Annotated in this window: 13 protein-coding genes; 6 read left to right on the top strand and 7 right to left on the bottom strand. The window is 59.0% G+C overall.

The window, feature by feature from the left end; translation table 11 throughout:
* Positions 1 to 2: 2 nt before the first annotated feature.
* The 3 genes from Asbog_RS06410 to edd all read right to left on the bottom strand — a co-directional run bounded on the left by Asbog_RS06410 (position 3) and on the right by edd (position 4,381).
* The gene (locus Asbog_RS06410; protein ID WP_062164493.1) at positions 3 to 1,562 is read right to left on the bottom strand and encodes an MFS transporter; all 1,560 of its coding nucleotides are present in this window, start codon (positions 1,560 to 1,562) and stop codon (positions 3 to 5) included.
* A gap of 340 nt (positions 1,563 to 1,902) precedes the next feature.
* Positions 1,903 to 2,493 carry a bifunctional 4-hydroxy-2-oxoglutarate aldolase/2-dehydro-3-deoxy-phosphogluconate aldolase gene (gene eda, locus Asbog_RS06405; protein WP_171840729.1) on the bottom strand — a complete coding sequence of 197 codons (591 nt, stop codon included), beginning with the start codon at positions 2,491 to 2,493 and terminating at the stop codon, positions 1,903 to 1,905.
* The gene (edd, locus tag Asbog_RS06400; protein WP_171840668.1) at positions 2,393 to 4,381 is read right to left on the bottom strand and encodes a phosphogluconate dehydratase; all 1,989 of its coding nucleotides are present in this window, start codon (positions 4,379 to 4,381) and stop codon (positions 2,393 to 2,395) included. The genes eda and edd overlap by 101 nt, the downstream gene beginning before the upstream one ends.
* A gap of 301 nt (positions 4,382 to 4,682) precedes the next feature.
* Between edd and Asbog_RS06395 the strand changes: the two genes are divergently transcribed.
* The 6 genes from Asbog_RS06395 (at position 4,683) to Asbog_RS06370 (ending at position 13,213) form a co-directional block, all read left to right on the top strand.
* Positions 4,683 to 7,625: a TonB-dependent receptor domain-containing protein gene (locus tag Asbog_RS06395; RefSeq protein WP_062164491.1), complete on the top strand. Its 2,943-nt coding sequence runs from the start codon at positions 4,683 to 4,685 to the stop codon at positions 7,623 to 7,625.
* 164 nt (positions 7,626 to 7,789) lie between these two features.
* Positions 7,790 to 9,427: an FGGY-family carbohydrate kinase gene (locus tag Asbog_RS06390; protein ID WP_062164490.1), complete on the top strand. Its 1,638-nt coding sequence runs from the start codon at positions 7,790 to 7,792 to the stop codon at positions 9,425 to 9,427.
* 111 nt (positions 9,428 to 9,538) lie between these two features.
* Positions 9,539 to 10,432 carry a carbohydrate ABC transporter permease gene (locus Asbog_RS06385; RefSeq protein ID WP_062164489.1) on the top strand — a complete coding sequence of 298 codons (894 nt, stop codon included), beginning with the start codon at positions 9,539 to 9,541 and terminating at the stop codon, positions 10,430 to 10,432.
* A gap of 4 nt (positions 10,433 to 10,436) precedes the next feature.
* A complete protein-coding gene (locus Asbog_RS06380; RefSeq protein ID WP_023977319.1) occupies positions 10,437 to 11,264 on the top strand; it encodes a carbohydrate ABC transporter permease in 828 nt (275 codons plus the stop codon).
* A 54-nt stretch (positions 11,265 to 11,318) separates the two neighbouring features.
* A complete protein-coding gene (locus Asbog_RS06375) occupies positions 11,319 to 12,422 on the top strand; it encodes an ABC transporter ATP-binding protein (protein ID WP_062164488.1) in 1,104 nt (367 codons plus the stop codon).
* A 17-nt stretch (positions 12,423 to 12,439) separates the two neighbouring features.
* Complete coding sequence (locus Asbog_RS06370; protein WP_062164487.1) at positions 12,440 to 13,213, top strand: SDR family NAD(P)-dependent oxidoreductase; 774 nt, start codon at positions 12,440 to 12,442, stop codon at positions 13,211 to 13,213.
* Positions 13,214 to 13,349: 136 nt separating this feature from the next.
* On the opposite strand, the gene Asbog_RS06365 is transcribed toward Asbog_RS06370, so the two are convergent.
* The 4 genes from Asbog_RS06365 to Asbog_RS06350 are packed head-to-tail and all read right to left on the bottom strand — an operon-like array spanning position 13,350 to position 18,394.
* Positions 13,350 to 13,985, bottom strand: a complete 636-nt coding sequence (locus tag Asbog_RS06365; protein WP_062164486.1) for a glutathione binding-like protein — start codon at positions 13,983 to 13,985, stop codon at positions 13,350 to 13,352.
* Between the two features lie 25 nt (positions 13,986 to 14,010).
* Positions 14,011 to 14,823, bottom strand: coding sequence for a Cof-type HAD-IIB family hydrolase (locus Asbog_RS06360; protein WP_062164485.1), 813 nt, complete (start codon positions 14,821 to 14,823; stop codon positions 14,011 to 14,013).
* Positions 14,823 to 17,195 (bottom strand): phosphoketolase family protein, encoded by a 2,373-nt coding sequence (locus Asbog_RS06355; RefSeq protein WP_062164484.1) that lies wholly within the window; start codon positions 17,193 to 17,195, stop codon positions 14,823 to 14,825. The genes Asbog_RS06360 and Asbog_RS06355 overlap by 1 nt, the downstream gene beginning before the upstream one ends.
* 2 nt (positions 17,196 to 17,197) lie before the next feature.
* Complete coding sequence (locus Asbog_RS06350; RefSeq protein ID WP_062164483.1) at positions 17,198 to 18,394, bottom strand: acetate/propionate family kinase; 1,197 nt, start codon at positions 18,392 to 18,394, stop codon at positions 17,198 to 17,200.
* Positions 18,395 to 18,556 lie beyond the last annotated feature (162 nt).

The raw sequence follows: 18,556 nt of genomic DNA, 5'->3' as shown, positions 1-18,556 counted from the left end.
ATTCAGGATTTTTTCTTCACGAACATGAGGCGGGGGGGATAGGTCCGCTGAGGCAGGAGAATGACCCATGCCATGAGGAACACCGTAATCCCGGCGATGATGAGATAGGCGTCAGACAGTTCCAGAACGGTCGTCTGATGGGCAACCTGATATTTGAAGGTGGGCAACGCATCCGGGCTGCGCGGGGTACCGTCAGGCAGTAAAGGCGCCGGGCGCTGCAAAGGAATGGCATTTGCCTGAAAGGTGCGGTAGCGGTCCAGCCCGATGCGGTCCGTAATGCGGTTGGAATGCAGCCCACCGCGCCAGCGATGGATAAGCTGGAGCATCCAGACGCCGATAGCCTGCGACACGGCACGCGGGGTGTTGACCATTGCGGAGGCAAACGGCCCCTCGGCGGGAACGAGCGAGTTGGTGGACATCATGAGCAGTGGCATGACAATCATCGCCTCACCCGCGCCCATGAAAATCTGCCACAGATAGAACTCGTTGCGGTTCCATCCGACCGTCAGAAAGCTGTCGCCAATACACGCCATGCAGATCAGGCACATGCCCAGCAGGCTGACCACGCGGCTATCAACCGCCTTGCTGTTCAGCACGACAGCCATAAGAGGCAGCATGACGAGCTGGATACAGGCAATCTCCAGCGTGACAGGGTAGATCTGTTCAGGCCGGTAGCCAGCCACTTCCTGCAGGAATGTCGCAGGCAGGGTCGATGAGGCCAGAGACACCACAAGGAAGATGAGCAACGTCGTTGCCCCGTAGGCAAAATTGCGTCGACCGAGAAGCTGGATACGAAATAGCGGCGTATGCTGCTCCCATTCATTGATCACCAAGAGTGGTATGCACACCACCGCCACCAGGGCCATGACGCAGATGGCGGGTGAATTGAACCAGTCCAGCCGGTCTCCCTGCTGCAGCATCGTGGAGAGCGCCCCGAAACCGAACAATATGAGGAGCGCGCCCTTCCAGTCGAAATTGCGGAAGCGTTTGTAATTGGGCTCCTCCGGCGCGATACCATACCAGATGAGCGAAATTGCCAGACTGCCAAAAGGCACGGCTTGCCAGAACACAAAGCGCCAATCGACAAGATCGGTCCACAGACCTGCCAACGCCGTGCTGAGATTGGGAAAAAACGTGGCCGTAAGGGAGTAAGCCGCAAGGCCATAAAGCCGCACAGGGGGTGCCAGCACGCGCAGGGCCACCAGCAGCAGCAACGGCACGGCAAACCCGCCAGCCAGCCCCTCGATAAGGCGCAACCCATAGAGCAGGGTCAGATTGTGGTTGAACGGGATGCAGGCGGCCGAAAGGCTGGCAATCATCGCTACCACCACCGCAAAGCGGCGGACACCGAAGGTCAGCGCCATCCAGGGCGCGAGCGACATCCCCATGACCTCAGCCGAGAGATAAAGGCTGTTGAACCAGGTCCCGGGATCGTGGCTGATGCCCAGTCCGCCCAGGATATCAGGAAGTGATTGTGACGAGACCTGCTCGTTGAGTTCGGTTGTCATCGCAAGCACGATGACACCAGCCAATCCGAAATAGGATCGCCCCTGCTTTGTCATGAAAGCGGCTGAGAGCCGTGGGGATCCGGACGGAATTCTGAGGAGGGCATGTCTGTGTCTATCCGTCGAAAGGCTTCGACTTGGCAATGATCCCGATCTTAAATTCTAAGTTATAATTTCTTACTGACGGATCAGGGACGTACCCCAGTGCAGACCGTAAACCCAGGGACAGTCTTTCTTATTCCTTGGGGTGGCGAACACACCCCACAAGACAGGCGGCCAGACAGCGCGGCACTCAAAACACGCATCCTGCCTGACATCTCAGCGCGCATCAGAGCCGCGCGAACCTGGCCCATCGTCGCTCGTCCGTCAGAAGATCTCTCTCTCCTCGCGTTTGGCCTCAGCCTGCCAGCTTCGCAGCATTGCGGGCACGTGCCTCAATCGCGGCAGCATCGAACGGACCAGCCGTAAGCCAGGAACCGCCCACACATGTAACAGCGGGTTCGGCAAGCCAGGCGCTGGCGTTGTCTTCCGTGATCCCACCCGTGGGGCAGAAACGGGCCTTGCCGAACACGGCGGCAAGCGCCTTGAGCGCGGGTAGCCCCCCATTGGCCATGGCCGGGAAGAACTTGAAACGGCTCAGTCCGAGGTCGAGCCCTCGCATGATATCACCCGCATTGGCCACCCCCGGTAGAAGCGGCACGTCATGACGCTGGGCTGCAGCGGCTACTTCTGGCGTCAGACCGGGGCTTACGATGAACTGCGAGCCCGCATCGACAGCGCGTGCCAGATCGTCACCGTTCAGCACAGTGCCCGCCCCGACATGAGCGCCCTCGACCTTGGACATTTCCCGGATGGCGTCGAGTGCGCATTCGGTGCGCAGCGTCACCTCAAGCGTGGTCAACCCGCCCGCGACGAGCGCCTGCGCGATCGGCCGGGCCAGCGACAGGTCCGGTATGACCAGCACCGGAATGACCGGACAACGCGTCATGACCGAGTCGAGCAGAGTCGTGTCGAGCATCGAAGAATTCCTTGTCGAGTTCTGTAGCATGCAGGTCCATCGTGTCTTCGAGAGCGGCGAGCATGGCTGAGCCACCTTTCTCTGCCGTATCGGACCGGCTGCGCATCAGTGTGAAAAGCTCGCGTCCCGTACCCAGTCCGGGCAAGGGCGGCAAGGCCGGTTGACGGGCCTGCCAGATGGCGGGCTCGACCAGCGCTTCGATCTGCCCACGGCGGGCACAGATGCGCAGCATGTCGCCATCCTCGATCAGGGCAATCGGGCCGCCGGATTGGGCCTCTGGGCAGATATGGATGGCGGCTGGCACCTTCCCGCTTGCGCCGGACATGCGACCATCCGTGAGCAGCGCCACGCGATAGCCCTTGTCCTGCAGGACTGCCAGAGTGGGCGTCAGGCGATGCAACTCAGGCATGCCGTTTGCATCCGGCCCCTGAAAACGGACCACCACAATGACATCACGGTTCAGCTTGCCTGCCTTGAAAGCGGCGATGACATCTTCCTGACGATGAAACACTGCAGCCGGTGCCTCGATGGTCTGGCGGTCATCATCGACGGCACTCGTCTTGTAGATGCCACGGCCGAGACTGCCCTGCACCAGACGCATCCCGCCATCCTGACGGAAAGGCTCGCGTGTATCGCGCAGCACGCTGCGATCGGATGACGCGCGCGCCGCACTGTAAAGCAGGGCCTCTCCCTCCAGTCGGGCACGGCAGGCGTAATCCGCATAGCCACCCTTCGACACCGTAAGGATATCCTGGTGCAACATCCCGCCCTCGCTCAGCGCAGCGATCAGGGTTGGAAGCCCACCGGCCTCCTGCATGGCATTCACATCGGCCGAACCGTTGGGATAAGCCCGCGTGAGCAGCGGCACGGCCCCGGAGAGCGCATCGAGATCGCTCCAGTCGATGCAGATACCTGCCGCACGCGCGATGGCCGGCAGGTGGATGGCGTGATTGGTGGACCCACCCGTGGCCAGTAGACCGACCGCCGCATTCACAATCGCCTTTTCATCCACCATCTGCGCGAGGGGGCGATGATCCGAGCCTGGCTGTGAGATCTCGACAAGGCGATGCACTGCCTTGCGGTTGAGCGCCTGACGAATGCGGGTACTGGGGTTCCAGAAAGCAGAGTCAGGCAACATCAGGCCCATCATCTCCACCATCATCTGATTGGTGTTGGCCGTGCCATAAAAGGTGCAGGTTCCGGCACTGTGATAGGAGGCAGCCTCGGCCTCCATCAGGGCGCTCGAATCCACCTTTCCTTCGGCATAAAGCTGCCGCACGCGCTGCTTTTCCTTATTCGGCAGCCCCGACGTCATGGGGCCCGCCGGAATGAGCAGCGCGGGCAGATGGCCAAAGCGCAACGCGCCCATCAGCAATCCGGGCACGATCTTGTCGCATATGCCAAGAAGCGCCACGCCCTCGAACATGCCGTGGCTCAGGCCGATGGCCGTGCCCATGGCGATGTTGTCCCGCGACAGCAGAGAGAGTTCCATACCCTCCTGCCCCTGCGTCACGCCGTCGCACATGGCCGGCACGCCCCCAGCCACCTGCACTGTCGCACCCATTTCGCGAGCGAAAAGGCGCATTTGATCGGGATAGCGCGCATAAGGCTGATGCGCCGAGAGCATGTCGTTGTAGCTGGTGACGACACCCAGATTCACCCCGCCCCCACGCATGAGGCGCGCCTTGTCCTCCCCCGATGCCGCGAGAGCATGGGCCAGATTGCCGCAGGCGAGGCGCGGGCGCGAGATGCCCTTCTGACGGTTTCGCTCCATGAGGGCGAGATAGCGACGCCGCGACACGGCGGAGCGCTCGATGATGCGCTCGGTGACGGAAGCAACGACGGGATGAACGGTCATGGCGGCTCGCTGGAAGCAGTTTCGTGCTCGCGTTTTCGCGAGCTGCGCCCTTGTAAAGTTTCCGTGATCAGCACGTCAAGTACTGGCTGGTAATAAAATTCCCAAACATGCGTCAGTTTTAAAACTTCCTATCAACATCCATGCAACAGCCTGTTGCATCGGGAACACATCGCAATGGAAATGTCACAATGGCGGCGGGTGACTCTACGTTACGAGATTGAAACTCTTGATCACCATGTGCCATCTGCGGGGTCAAATCCGGAGCTTATTCCGCCCTCAATTCTTTTCGCGAAAGTGACCAATGGCCATTTCCCGCACACGCATCTGCCGCGCCTCCATGCTGCTCGGTGCAACGATCCTCGCCGGTGCGAGCTTCACGGCTCAGGCCGCCACCGCGACCACGGCCCATCACAAGGCAAGCCACAAGAGCAGCACAAAACGCGCCGTACGTTCGTCTGCACGTCCGGTCAGCACGGGCATCACAGCAACCCCGGCGGCTGTCACGACGGCAGCGCCAGTTAGCGCACGTCGCAGCAGCCTGACGTCGCTTTCCGGCCCCGCCCCGGCTGGCAATGAAAGCATCACGGTGGTTGGCTCGGCGCTCAGCACGTCGAACAACACTAACTCGAACCCGGTGCAGATCATCACCTCCAAGCAGATCGCCCAGACGGGTGTGAACAACCTCGGTGATTTCTTTGCCCGTCTGCCGTCCGTCGGCTCCAGTGCCACGACGAACGCTGTCACTAATGGCGGCGGCGGTGTGTCCTGTACCGATCTGCGCAACCTCGGGACCAACCGCGTTCTCGTGCTGATCGACGGCAAGCGCACAACCATCAATGGCAACTCGAACTGCGTCGATCTCAACGCCATTCCGCTTCAGCAGGTGGCTGGCGTGGAAATCCTGAAGGATGGCGGTTCGGAACTTTACGGTGCCGATGCCGTGTCGGGCGTCATCAACATCAAGATGCGTCACGACGTGAACACCGGCAACATCACGATGCGCGGCAGCATCTCGCAATATGGCGATGCGCCCGAGGGCATGCTCTCAGCGTTCAAGGGCTGGAACTTCGACCATGGCAAGGGCAACATCACCCTGTTCGGTCAGTACCTGACCTCAACCGGCGTGATGCAGCGTAACCGCGCCTGGGCAAACCCCGTGGCGCTGACGAACCCGGTCTCAGGCCAGCCGACCTATGGCTCCTCCTACAGCACGAACGGCGTATTCTACCCCGATAGCGGCAATGGCAAGGGCTACACGACCCATGATAATGGCCAGACGGTCGTGCCGTTCACAAAGGCAGATCGCTACCCCTTCAATCGCGATTCCAGCCTGACCAACAACTATCAGGACTCTTCGCTTTCGGGTGATGCACATTACGATGTGAACAAGCACCTGACAGTCTATGCGAACGTGCTTTACAGCCACCGCACCACAAACAGCTTCATGGCGCCCGAGCCCATGTCCGGCTCGATCCCGCCGAGCACCCTTCCCGGCGCGGTCGTGGTTCCCGGCGATTATCCCGGCAACCCGTTCGGTGAGGACACAACCGTCTATCGTCGCATGGGTGAATGGGGCCCCCGCCGTTATGAGCGCGCCTCGGACACGGTGACCGGCATGTTCGGCGCAAAGGGTGAGATCACCCATGGTTGGATGTATGATGCATCCTATACCTATGGTGTTAACCGTGAGAACGTTCGCAGTCTGAACATTGGCAATTATGCCAATCTGCTCAACACTTGGGGTCTGCGCGCAACCGATCCCGGCAACCCGGATACCAGCCTCGTCTATGATCCGAGTGTATGTCAGGCATCGGCAGGTTGTGAGCTCTCCTCACCGTTTGGCAAGCTGACGCCGCAGGGCGCTGCTTATACCAATTACACGACAGCCGAAAACATCCAGTACCAGTTCCGCGACACCAACTTCCGTGTGCATAACAACCACGTCGTTTCGATGCCCTGGAAGAACGGTGGTGAGCTTGGTATCGCGCTCGGCATGGAACATCGCAGCGAGCAGATGAGCGACAGCCCCGACCCGCTGGTGGCACAGGGTCTCACGCTGACCAACACCCAGGCCTATACCGGTGGTGGATTCAACGTTTCCGAAGGCTATCTTGAAGGCAAGTTGAACCTGCTGAAGAATGCCTTCCTGGCCAAGGATCTGACGATCGACGCGCAGGGCCGTTATTCGTCCTACAATACCTTCGGTGCAGCAAAGAACTGGAAGGTCGCGATCAACTGGGCACCCAACCGTGATATCCGCTTCCGCGGAACGCTGGGCACGTCCTACCGCCAGCCCAACATCTTCGAGCTCTTCGGTGGTCAGCAGTTGAGCTATGAAACCGCCTATGATCCCTGCTCGCAGATGGGCAGCTATGGTGCATCCTCCCCGACGGTTGCTGCCACATGCGCTCGCCAGGGCATCAGCCCGGGCTTCGAGATGCGCAACTCGGCTCAGGTTCCGACTCTCCAGGGCGGTAACGCGCAGGTCAAGCCCGAGACCGGCCGCACTTATACGTTCGGTACTGTCTTGACGCCGCACTGGGTGCCGGGTCTGTCGCTCTCGGTCGAATACTGGCATTACACGCTCAAGAACATGATCAGCGTCATCGGGACGCAGTATCTGCTTGATCAGTGCTATACCGGCGCAAACACCGGCTATTGCTCGGCAATCGTGCGTAACGCGCAGACCCAGCAGATCCAGACTGCCACCGCGATGTATGAAAACCTCGGCGGCCTACACACGAGCGGTATCGACTTCGATCTGGATTATACCTTCCGTATCACGCGTCATGATCGCCTGAACCTGAGCAACAATTTCCAGCAGCTGGTAAGCTATCAGCAGCAATATGTGCCGGGCGGTCAGTGGTACAATTATGATGGTCGCCTGCTGTATAACAACAGCACGGGTCAGCCCCGCGTGCGTGACTACGCAACGGCAACATGGCGTCATGACGATTTCAGCTTCATCTATATGATGAGCTATACGGGCGGCATGGTCTGGAACAACCAGTCTGAGGACCTCGTTAAGGGCACTGTTGGCCGTTACAAGACGCCGGGCATCTTCACGCATGACATCACGCTGGCCTATCAGCTGAACCGCTGGAACTTCCAGACAGGCGTGCGCAACCTGTTCGACAAGAAGCCCCCCTACGTCGTTGATGGTGCCACGAACAGCAACGTTTACCAGTACGGCAATCTCTTCATGGGCCGTAACGTGTTCGTCCAGGCCGGGGTCAATTTCTGATCCCTTTTGGCAAACATGACAGGCTATCGACCCGGCATCTCAAGGTGCCGGGTTTTTTTGTGCGATATCTCATACATATTGAGACAGATCACACGCATTGGTGAATTGCATCCCAGAAGCTGAGTGGGAATATGACGAATTCGTAAGAGTTTGGATGGGTCCCCATGGAAGTTGTTATTGGCGTCGATGTCGGCACAGGCAGTGCACGCGCCGGCGTGTTTTCCCTCACTGGAGAGAAGCTCGCTTCCTGCGTGACCCCCACCCGTACCTGGCGGCCTGAGGCAGATTTCATCCAGCAATCCTCAACGGACATCTGGGGTGCCATCTGCAAGAGCATCCGTACTGCGATGAGCGAGCTTGAGGGCAAAAACCCTGTAGTGCGCGGCATCGGGTTTGACGCCACCTGCTCGCTCGTCGTTCTCGATCGCGAGGGCAAACCCCTCTCCATCGATCCCAAGGGGGCAGCTGAGCAGGACATCATCCTCTGGGCCGATCATCGCGCGATGAAAGAAGCTGAGGAAATCAACGCTGGCCAGTATGAGGTGCTGCGTTATGTCGGGGGCACCATCTCTCCCGAGATGGAAACGCCAAAGCTGCTCTGGCTCAAGCGCAATATGCCGGAGACCTTCGCCAAAGCTGGCTATTTCTTTGATCTTCCCGATTACCTGACATGGCGCGCAACCGGCGCAGACTCCCGCAGCTGCTGCTCGACAGTGTGCAAATGGACCTATCTCGCCCATTCCAAGGGCTGGGATGAGTCCTACTTCAAGGCAATCGGTCTGGGCGAACTGGTTGATGAAGGGTACCAGCGCATCGGCAAGAATGTGCGTTCGCTGGGCGAGACCGTCGGAAACGGCCTAAGTGCCGATGCCGCGCATGAACTCGGGCTCGAAGCCGGTATCCCTGTCGGTGTATCCGCGATTGACGCCCATGCCGGTGGCATCGGTGTGATCGGCTCCGCATCGGGTGAAACGGTTGATGATGCCGCACTCGACCGCAGCCTTGCGTTGATCGGTGGAACGTCGAGCTGCCATATGGCCGTGTCGAAAGAGGCACGTTATGTGGATGGGATCTGGGGCCCTTATTCCGAGGCCATGATCCCCGGCACATGGCTGAACGAAGCCGGTCAGTCTGCCGTAGGTTCACTCGTCGATTTCGTGATTTCCAGCCATGCCTATGGCCCTGAACTGGCCGAAAAGGCCAAATCAGAAGGTCGTACCGTTTACGAGCTGCTCAATGAGCGCTTGGCCGAACTCGAAAAAGGCGCCCTGCCCGGTTCGCTGACAGCGGAATTCCACGTGCTGCCAGATTATCATGGCAACCGGTCGCCCCACGCCGACCCGACCCTGCGCGGCATGGTGAGCGGGCTCAGCCTCTCAGCCGGGTTCGATGATCTTGTGATGCTCTATCTCGCGACCATTCAGGGCCTGGCCTATGGCACGCGCGATATCATCCGCGCGCTCAATGCCAAGGGTTACGCAATCGACACCATTTTCGCGACAGGGGGCGGCACCAAGAACCCCGTGTTCCTGCGTGAACATGCCAATGCGACGGGATGCCGTATCATGCTGCCAAAGGAGCCCGATGCTGTTCTCCTTGGCTCGGCGATCCTCGGCGCTGTTGCAGGCGGTGTTTACAGCGACATGCGCGTGGCCATGTCGCAGATGACCCGTGTCGGCGCAGAAGTCGCGCCTGATACCAGCACGTCACGTTATCACAACGCTAAATTTGCCGTGTTTCAGGCGATGCATGACGAGCAGCTTCACCATCGTGCCCTGATGGCCGAAGCCCTCGCCCACTAGACCTTCAAGCCCCCACGCCACGTGGGGGACATCATCCGGACTCCCCACAAGACACGCTGAACTTTCCCCTTACAGCCAGGACGAGCGGCCTTACGCTCGTGGAGCTTGCCTATGGAAGCTGTCATCGCCACACCAAAGCGGGTGAAGCGCAAAGCGGGAGCAGGTGTATTCCTCTCCCCTGCGGTCATCATCCTGCTGATCTGGTCTCTGATCCCCCTCGTCCTGACACTCTGGTATTCGTTCCAGAACTATAATCTGGTCGACCCGACCCTCAAGGGTTTCGCCGGGTTCAGTAATTACGTCTACCTGCTGACTGACCCGGATTTCCTCTACGCGCTGCTGAATACCGTTCTGCTCGTGCTCGGGGTTCTCGTCATAAGCGTTGGCGGCGGCGTACTACTGGCCGTGCTGTATGACCAGGATTTCTTCGGGCGCGGTATTGCGCGTGTGCTGGTCATCTCGCCGTTCTTCGTCATGCCCACAGTGTCAGCCCTGTTGTGGAAAAACCTGATGCTGCATCCGATTTATGGCGTTTACAGCGCCATGATGCGGGCAGTCGGGCTGCAACCCATCGACTGGCTTGCCCATTATCCCATGCAGACAGTCATGATGATTGTTGCCTGGGAATGGCTGCCTTTTGCCGTGCTTATCCTGCTTACAGCGGTCCAGTCACTCGACCATGAGCAGAAAGAAGCGGCACGTATGGATGGCGCGGGGCCGATCGCCCGGTTTCGCTACATCATCCTGCCGCATCTGAGCCGCGCCATCACGGTCGTGATCATGATCGAGACCATATATCTGCTGACCGTATTCGCTGAAATTTCGGTCACGACCTCAGGCGGACCGGGCGTTGCCTCCACCAATCTGGCCTTCCTGATCTATTCACGCGCCCTGCTGCAATTCGATATCGGAGGTGCCTCGGCCGGTGGCGTGATTGCAATCATCATCGCCAATATCATCGCCGCATTCCTCGTTCGTGCGGTCGCCCGCAATCTGGAGGCATGAGATCATGGCCCGGAAAACGCAACTCCTCCCCAAAATCGCGCTCGGTGTCGTCGGCTGGGCCGTCGCGCTGTGGATCTTCTTTCCGATCCTCTGGATGGTCCTTACCGGCTTCAAGAGCGAGATGGACGCAATCTCGACACCGCCTCATCTGATCTTCAAGCCGACGCTGCAAAGCTATCACGACGTCTTTGCCCAGGAGAATTACTGGCACTTTACCTTCAACACCGTGTTCATGTCGGTGCTTGCCACTGGCGGCGCGCTGCTTCTTGGCGTTCCAGCAGCCTATTCGATGGCGTTTTTTCCCACCAAACGCACACGTGGCACCCTGCTCTGGATGCTCTCGACGCGCATGTTGCCGCCTGTCGGCGTGCTCGTGCCGGTCTATCTGATCGCGCGGTCGACGCACATGCTCGACACGGTGATCGGTCTAGCGATCATCAATCTGCTGACCAACCTGCCGATCATCGTCTGGATGCTTTACACCTTCTTCAAGGAAGTGCCGGTGCCAATCCTTGAGGCTGGACGTATGGACGGGGCCAATCGCTGGCAGGAGATCAGCGTCGTGCTGCTTCCGCTCGCCCTGCCCGGCATTGCCTCTACAGCGCTGCTCTCCCTCATCCTGTGCTGGAACGAGGCCTTCTGGTCGCTCAACCTCACCTCGTCGCGCGCTGCCCCTCTGGCGAGCTTCATTGCCTCGTTCTCGTCGCCTGAGGGACTGTTTTTCGCCAAGCTTTCCGCCGCCTCCACGCTTGCCGTCGCTCCGATCCTCGTCTTTGGCTGGTTCAGCCAGAAGCAGCTCGTACGTGGCCTTACGTTCGGCGCCGTGAAATGACCCTCTCTGAAATGACCCTCCCTTTCGGCTCCTCACGCTCTTTCGGAGTGAACAATGGCTAAAGTTGAACTGCGCGATATCCGCAAGACCTATCACGCCGAAGAAATCATCAAGGGCGTTTCCCTTGAGATCAACGATGAGGAATTCGTGGTTTTCGTTGGCCCCTCAGGCTGCGGAAAATCCACTCTCCTGCGTATGATCGCCGGACTGGAAGAGATCTCTGGCGGTGACCTGCTGATTGACGGCAAGCGCGTCAATGATGTCGAGCCCGCCAAGCGCGGCCTCGCGATGGTCTTTCAGTCCTATGCGCTCTACCCGCATATGAATGTCTACCAGAACATGGAATTCGGCCTGAAGCTGGCCGGCATGCCCGAAGCCGAACGTCGCCAGAAAATCACCGACGTGGCCAAGACCCTGCAGCTCGATTCCTATCTCAAGCACAAGCCAGGCCAGCTCTCGGGCGGCCAGAGGCAGCGCGTTGCAATCGGCCGTGCCATTGTGCGCAACCCCAAGGTGTTTCTGTTCGACGAGCCCCTTTCCAATCTCGATGCTGCCCTGCGTGGCCAGATGCGTGTCGAGCTTGCCACCCTGCACCGTCGCCTCAAGGCAACGACCATTTACGTCACCCATGATCAGGTTGAAGCCATGACAATGGCTGACAAGATCGTGGTCCTGCAAAAGGGTGTCGTAGAGCAGGTTGGCTCACCGCTCGAGCTCTACCATCACCCCCGCAACCTGTTCGTTGCGCGCTTCATCGGCTCACCGCCAATGAATTTCCTGCCCGTGACCGTGCGCAGCATCGGTGAAGAAGGCATGACCGTTGCCCTCGATCACGGAACGCCCATCACGGTGCCCGTGCTACCGGGTGAGTCCGCTTCTGCCGAAGCCATGACACTGGGTGTTCGACCAGAGCATATCGTGCTCGACCCGCATGGCGAGATCTCAGGTGTGATCCGCATGGTCGAGCGGCTTGGAGCCCTCACGCTCTTGCACGTCGCGCTTCCGGATGGCGCGCTGATTATCGTGCAGACAGATGGCGATCACGGTGGCGAAGTCGATGCCACGGTCGGTCTGCGCCTGCTCTCGGAAAATTGTCACCTCTTCGACGCAAGAGGGATGGCGCTGACAAAGCTCGTGCGCCACCGTCTCGCCGGTTAACAAGAAAGTCACTCCCCATGTATATGGAAAAACTTCGCCTCGATGGTCGTGTTGCAGTGGTCACGGGCGGCGCGCAGAACATCGGTCTGTGCTGTGCTACCGCGCTGGCCGAGGCTGGCGCCCATGTGGTCATCGCCGACCTTGACGCGACCAAGGCGGCTGAATCGGCCAAGAGCCTGAGCGATTCGGGTATGAAAGCCTGCAGCGTCGCGATGGATGTCACTTCCGAGAGCAGCGTCACCCAGGCCGTGGATACCATCGTCCAGCGTCATGGCCGCCTCGATATTCTGGTCGCTAATGCCGGTCTGTGCATCTCCGAGGTCAAGGCCGAGGACATGACGGAAGATCAGTGGCTCAAGCAGATCAATGTCAATCTCAACGGCGTGTTCCGCTGCTGCCAGGCCGTTGGACGCGTGATGATCAAGCAGAAGTCAGGCGCGATTGTTGCAATCGGGTCCATGTCCGGCCTTATCGTCAACCGTCCGCAGGAGCAGGCCGCCTATAACGCTTCGAAGGCAGGGGTGCATCAGTACATCCGCTCACTGGCCGCCGAGTGGGCCCCGCATGGCATCCGTGCCAATGCCGTTGCCCCCACCTATATCGAAACCACCCTTACCCGCTTTGGTATGCAGAAGCCCGCGCTATACGACCGCTGGGTCGATGGTACCCCGATGGGCCGCGTTGGACAGCCCGAAGAAGTGGCCTCGGTTGTCCAGTTCCTTGCGTCGGATGCCGCAAGCCTGATGACCGGCTCGATCGTCAGTGTCGATGGTGGCTTTACCGTCTGGTGATCTGACGGGAAACGGGCCGCAACCTGCTGATTGCGGCCTTGAGCAAAAAACACCCGGTGCCGTAATGGTGCCGGGTGTTTTTCTTCGGAACAGGAGTGGGGGCAAACCCCATGATTCTGCCCCACTGTTTGAGCTCTCAGGACTTCACTTCATCGGCCCGCGCAAGGGCACGCTGCGTGGCCGGTCGAGCCTCGACAATCTCGCGCCATGCCTTTACCGCAGGGAAGGCTTCGATATCGATCCCCTGTTCCTTCCAGGTGCGCGTCCACGGATAGGTCGCCATATCGGCAATGCCGTATTGCTCTCCGCTTACGAAGGCGCTTTCTCTCAGGCGTGTCTCCAGCACAGTATAGAGGCGCTTCGTCTCGTCCTGATAGCGCTTGATGGCATAAGCGATCTTCTCGGGAGCATAGAGCGAGAAATGATGGTTCTGTCCCAGCATGGGCCCGAAGCCCCCCATCTGCCAGAACAGCCACTCGAGGGTCTTGATCTTCTCACGTGGCGCGGAAGAGAGGAATAATCCGGTCTTCTCGGCCAGATAAAGCAGGATCTCGCCGGACTCAAACACGCTGATCGGTTCACCGCCGTCAGCAGGCGCGTGGTCGACAATCGCTGGCATCTTGTTATTAGGCGAGATCTTGAGAAATGCGGGAGCGAATTGATCGCCCTTGCTGATATTGACCGGAATGATCCGGTAATCCAGCCCAGCCTCCTCGAGGAAAAGCGTTATCTTGTGGCCATTAGGCGTTGGCCAGTAATACAGATCAATCACGCGTCGAACTCCTGATCACAGTTGATCAGGTGGCAACGTCCCCCAGCACGTAACGTTCGAGCCCGATCGCAAAGCCCTCTTCCTCGCACGAGGTTGAGACATGGGTTGCCGCAGCCTTGACCGTGTCATTCGCCTGCCCCATCGCAATCGACATACCTGTCTTTGCAAACATGAGCATATCGTTGGGCTGGTCTCCCAATGTGACCATCGACGCGGCTGGAATGTCGAACAAGGCTTCAAGCGTTGTCACCACGCCGCCCTTGTTGGCCTCCCGATTGGTCACATCAACATAATAGGGCTGTGAGCACGCGGCTGACGCTGTCTGGCCCAGCGCCTCCTGCAAGTCACGCTCGAGTTTCTGCATCAGCGCAGCATCGTCGCTGACACCGGTGATCTTCACGACGTCGTCCAGATGACGGGAGACATCATCTACTCTGGGTGCGAATTTCACCGTCCATTCTTCACGCGAGACATGGGGCGCATCGTGGTCATGAACAAACCAGTCATGGCTCGTATAGACCCAGGGGTCGGCCCCATGATCGGTGATGATCTTCAGCACCTGCTCTGCCTGGGCATGGGTCAGGCGTTTGGTTTCGATGACGCTCCAGTCCGGATGGACCAGAACGCCACCATTGAAACCGGCAATCGGCATGTCGATTGCCAGCGGTTCAATCAGCATCGCCATGCCACGAGGCGGTCGCCCGCTTGTCACGGCAAACCGTATACCCCTCTCGCGAAGGGCATGAACGGCGCGGATGGCACGGGGTGTCAGGATCTTGTCCCTGGTCACCAGTGTCCCATCCACGTCAGCGAGGACGAGTTGAACCGCTTGCTTCATTAGCCCCGGCTTCCCTGCCACTTCCAGTTGAGGATCTCGGGCATATCCTCACCATACTGGGCAATGTAGCGCTTATGCTCAACAAGCTTGTCGTTGATCATCTGCGTGACATAGGCGGCATGTCCCGACAGGGCCGGAACGCGACGCACGGCGTTCAGTACGATGTGATAGCGATCGAGGTTGTTACGCACGGTCATGTCGAACGGCGTGGTGGTGGTGCCTTCTTCGCGGAAGCCGTGCACATGGAAGTTGGCACGATTGCTGCGACGATAGATCAGACGATGCACCAGCTGCGGATAGCCATGGAAGGCGAACAGCACAGGCTTGTCCTTGGTGAACAGATTATCGAAGGTCACGTCGTCCAGACCATGCGGGTGCTCGCTCGGCGACTGCAGCGTCATGAGATCGACAACGTTCACGAAGCGGACCTTGAGGTCAGGCGTATGCTCGCGGAGCAGTTGCACAGCGGCAAGCGCCTCGACCGTGGGAACGTCACCCGCAGAAGCAATGACCAGATCCGGCTCGAAGCCCTTGTCATTGCTGGCCCACTGCCAGATGCCGATACCCTGGCTGCAATGCGCGATGGCCGCATCGATATCAAGCCACTGATGTTCCGGCTGCTTGCCCGCCACGATCACGTTGATACGATCCCAGCTTTCAAGGCAGTGCTTGGCCACATAGAGCAGGGTGTTCGCATCAGGCGGCAGATACACGCGGGCGATATCGGCCTTCTTGTTCACCACATGATCCATGAACCCCGGATCCTGATGGCTGAAGCCGTTATGATCCTGACGCCAGACATGCGAGGTCAGCAGGTAATTGAGCGAAGCGATCGGACGGCGCCACTGAACTTCCTTCGCCGACTTGATCCATTTCGCATGCTGATTGACCATCGAATCAACCAGATGGACGAAGGCTTCGTAGCACGAGAAGAAGCCATGGCGCCCGGTCAGCAGATAGCCTTCGAGCCAACCCTGAATGGTATGCTCGCTCAGAATTTCCATGACGAGGCCATCCGGTGCCAGATGATCGTCATAGGCATACGTCTCAGCCGTCCACGCGCGGTTGGTTACCTCAAGGACGTCATTCAGGCGGTTCGAGTTGTTTTCATCCGGTGACAGCACGCGGAAATTGCGGCTCTCAAGGTTCATGCGCATCACATCACGGAGCCATGCTCCGAGAATTCGTGTGCTCTCAGCAAGAACGGCACCGGGCGATGACACGGCAAGAGCGTGGGTCTCGATGTCCGGCATGCGAAGCGGACGACGAAGCTGACCACCATTGCCATGAGGATTGTCGCTCATGCGCAGGGTACCCTCCGGCGCCAGAGCAGCAATCTCGGCATGGAGGCGGCCATTCTCGTCGAACAACGTCTCGGGCTTGTAGCTGCGCATCCAGTCTTCGAGGATCTTCAGATGGCCTGGCTTTTCCAGATCCGTCAGGGGAACCTGATGGGAACGCCAGTAGCCCTCGCAACGCTGACCATCGACTTCCTTGGGGCCAGTCCAGCCCTTCGGCGTGCGCATGATGATCATGGGCCAGGTCGGGCGATCCGCGCTGTTTTCGCTGCGCGCACGCTTCTGGATCTCGGCGATCTTGTCGAAACAGGTGTCCATAGCCTTTGCCATGAGCTGATGCACGGTGTCGCGATCATCGCCGGCAACGATCACCGGATCATAGCCATAGCCGCGGAACAGGGCCAGAAGTTCCTCCTCGGGGATACGAGCCAGCACCGTCGGGTTGGCAATCTTGTATCCGTTGAGATGCAGGATCGGCAGCACCGCACCGTCATTGCGCGGGTCAAGGAACTTGTTGCTGTGCCACGAGGTCGCGAGCGGGCCGGTTTCGGCCTCACCGTCACCGACAACGCAGGCTACAACCAGATCAGGATTGTCCAGCACGGCGCCATAGGCATGAGAAAGAGAATAGCCAAGCTCACCGCCTTCATGGATCGAACCAGGGGTGGTCGCAGCCACATGGCTCGGAATACCACCGGGGAACGAGAACTGCTTGACCAAGCGTCCAACACCCTCGATGTCTTGCGACACTTCCGGGAAGTACTCGCTATACGTGCCTTCCAGGTAGGTTGCGGCAACGACACCCGGCGCCCCATGACCCGGACCAGCAATGAAGAGTATGCTCTTCTGGCGCTCTTTGATGATGCGGTTGAGGTGCAGATAGAGCAGCGTGAGGCCCGGTGTGGTCCCGAAATGCCCCAGCAGGCGCGGCTTTACATGCTCCAGCTTGAGCGGATCACGCAGCAGCGGATTATCCAGAAGATAGATCTGCGCGACGGAGAGGTAGTTGGCAGCCTGCCACCATTGATCAAACAGGGCGATCTGCTTTGCAGAGAGCGGACCTTGAGCGGTCATGATCACTGTTTTCCTTTCATTATTCTTCTTGTTTGGCGGAAGATCGTTGTTTCTTCATCAGCAGGAATGACGAGCACCGTCACCCTGCCCGATCTCTGACTTATTGTGGGGCGTCCGGCGAGATTGGCGTCTTCGCAAAGTTGCACATCGAGCCATTTTAGCCTTTGACAGACGGCGCGCCTGAACATCGCGTCGTGCTGTCCGATACCCCCGGTAAAGACGATGGCATCCACACCGCCCATCTGGGCAATGAGACCGCCAGCCTGCTGCACGAAGCGCTCGACGAACATCTCGAGCGCAAGCTGGACATTTTCATCAGCTTCGTGCTCGCGCAGAACCCGCATGTCGCTGGAGAGCCCGGAAACGCCTTTGAGGCCCGACTGATAATAGAGCGTATCCTGCACTTCGGCTGGCGTCAGGTTCTTCTGCTGCAGCAGATACAGAATAGCGCCGGGGTCAATCGTTCCACAGCGCGTGCCCATCATAAGACCATCCAGCACGGTGAGCCCCATGGTCGTGGCAATGCTGCGCCCATGCATCAGGGCACACAGGCTCGCGCCGTTTCCGATATGGGCGACAAGAACGCGCTTGGAAGCGATAGCCGGGAAGCGCGCCTCGAGCTCACTGGCGATATAGTCGTAGGAGAGGCCGTGAAACCCGTAAACACGGGCACCATGATCCAACAGCGTGGCAGGCAACGGCAGGCGTGTGCGCACGGTCGGGATCGTGTGATGGAACGAGGTGTCGAAACAGGCCACCTGCAAAAGATCGGGCTTTTCCTCAAGCAGCAGGCGCATCGGGGCGATGCTCGGGGGCTGATGAAGCGGTGCCAGTGAAATCAGATCATCAAGCCGCTCAAGAACCTCGCCATTGATCGCGGTCGGCCCCTCGAAATAACTGCCGCCATGAACCACACGGTGACCGACTGCGCCGATCTCGCTGCCACTCTCATGGGCCTCGACGAAATTCAGAACGTGCCGGATCATATCCCCATGCGCAGAAGCATGTTTGCCGGTCGCCTCGATCACCATGCGCTTGCTGACCCCGTCCGGGGTCCGTGTGGTCAGCACAGCACCTCCTGCCTGATACTCGACCAGACCAGAAAGAAGCCTTTCGCTCGTGCTATCCTCGTCGAACAGGGCGAATTTGATGCTGGATGAACCGGAGTTGAGGGTGAGGATTGTTCTGCTTTGGGACACGTAAGAACCTCGGGTTGCCTGGCCTTATTGCCAGCATCCGAGTGTTAAACCGCGTGATCAACTAATGGTTTTGACATAACATGGCGGTAATCAGGGATTGGATTGATCCAGATTCCGGAAAATCCAAGTATATTCGGGGTTTTCTTGCCCATCACCCGCAAT

This window comes from Asaia bogorensis NBRC 16594 (genome assembly GCF_001547995.1).
Taxonomy (GTDB): Bacteria; Pseudomonadota; Alphaproteobacteria; order Acetobacterales; family Acetobacteraceae; genus Asaia; species Asaia bogorensis.
This window is presented reverse-complemented; position numbering and strand designations above follow the sequence as displayed.

What these genes read in the sequence shown, in the direction of transcription:
- Asbog_RS06375 (WP_062164488.1), top strand. Translation starts at nt 11,319, where the DNA reads ATGGCTAAAGTTGAACTGCGCGATATCCGCAAGACCTATCACGCCGAA.
- Asbog_RS06360 (WP_062164485.1), bottom strand. Translation starts at nt 14,823, where the DNA reads ATGAAGCAAGCGGTTCAACTCGTCCTCGCTGACGTGGATGGGACACTG.
- Asbog_RS06355 (WP_062164484.1), bottom strand. Translation starts at nt 17,195, where the DNA reads ATGACCGCTCAAGGTCCGCTCTCTGCAAAGCAGATCGCCCTGTTTGAT.
- edd (WP_171840668.1), bottom strand. Translation starts at nt 4,381, where the DNA reads ATGACCGTTCATCCCGTCGTTGCTTCCGTCACCGAGCGCATCATCGAG.
- Asbog_RS06410 (WP_062164493.1), bottom strand. Translation starts at nt 1,562, where the DNA reads ATGACAAAGCAGGGGCGATCCTATTTCGGATTGGCTGGTGTCATCGTG.
- Asbog_RS06395 (WP_062164491.1), top strand. Translation starts at nt 4,683, where the DNA reads ATGGCCATTTCCCGCACACGCATCTGCCGCGCCTCCATGCTGCTCGGT.
- Asbog_RS06380 (WP_023977319.1), top strand. Translation starts at nt 10,437, where the DNA reads ATGGCCCGGAAAACGCAACTCCTCCCCAAAATCGCGCTCGGTGTCGTC.
- Asbog_RS06390 (WP_062164490.1), top strand. Translation starts at nt 7,790, where the DNA reads ATGGAAGTTGTTATTGGCGTCGATGTCGGCACAGGCAGTGCACGCGCC.
- Asbog_RS06370 (WP_062164487.1), top strand. Translation starts at nt 12,440, where the DNA reads ATGTATATGGAAAAACTTCGCCTCGATGGTCGTGTTGCAGTGGTCACG.
- eda (WP_171840729.1), bottom strand. Translation starts at nt 2,493, where the DNA reads ATGACGCGTTGTCCGGTCATTCCGGTGCTGGTCATACCGGACCTGTCG.
- Asbog_RS06385 (WP_062164489.1), top strand. Translation starts at nt 9,539, where the DNA reads ATGGAAGCTGTCATCGCCACACCAAAGCGGGTGAAGCGCAAAGCGGGA.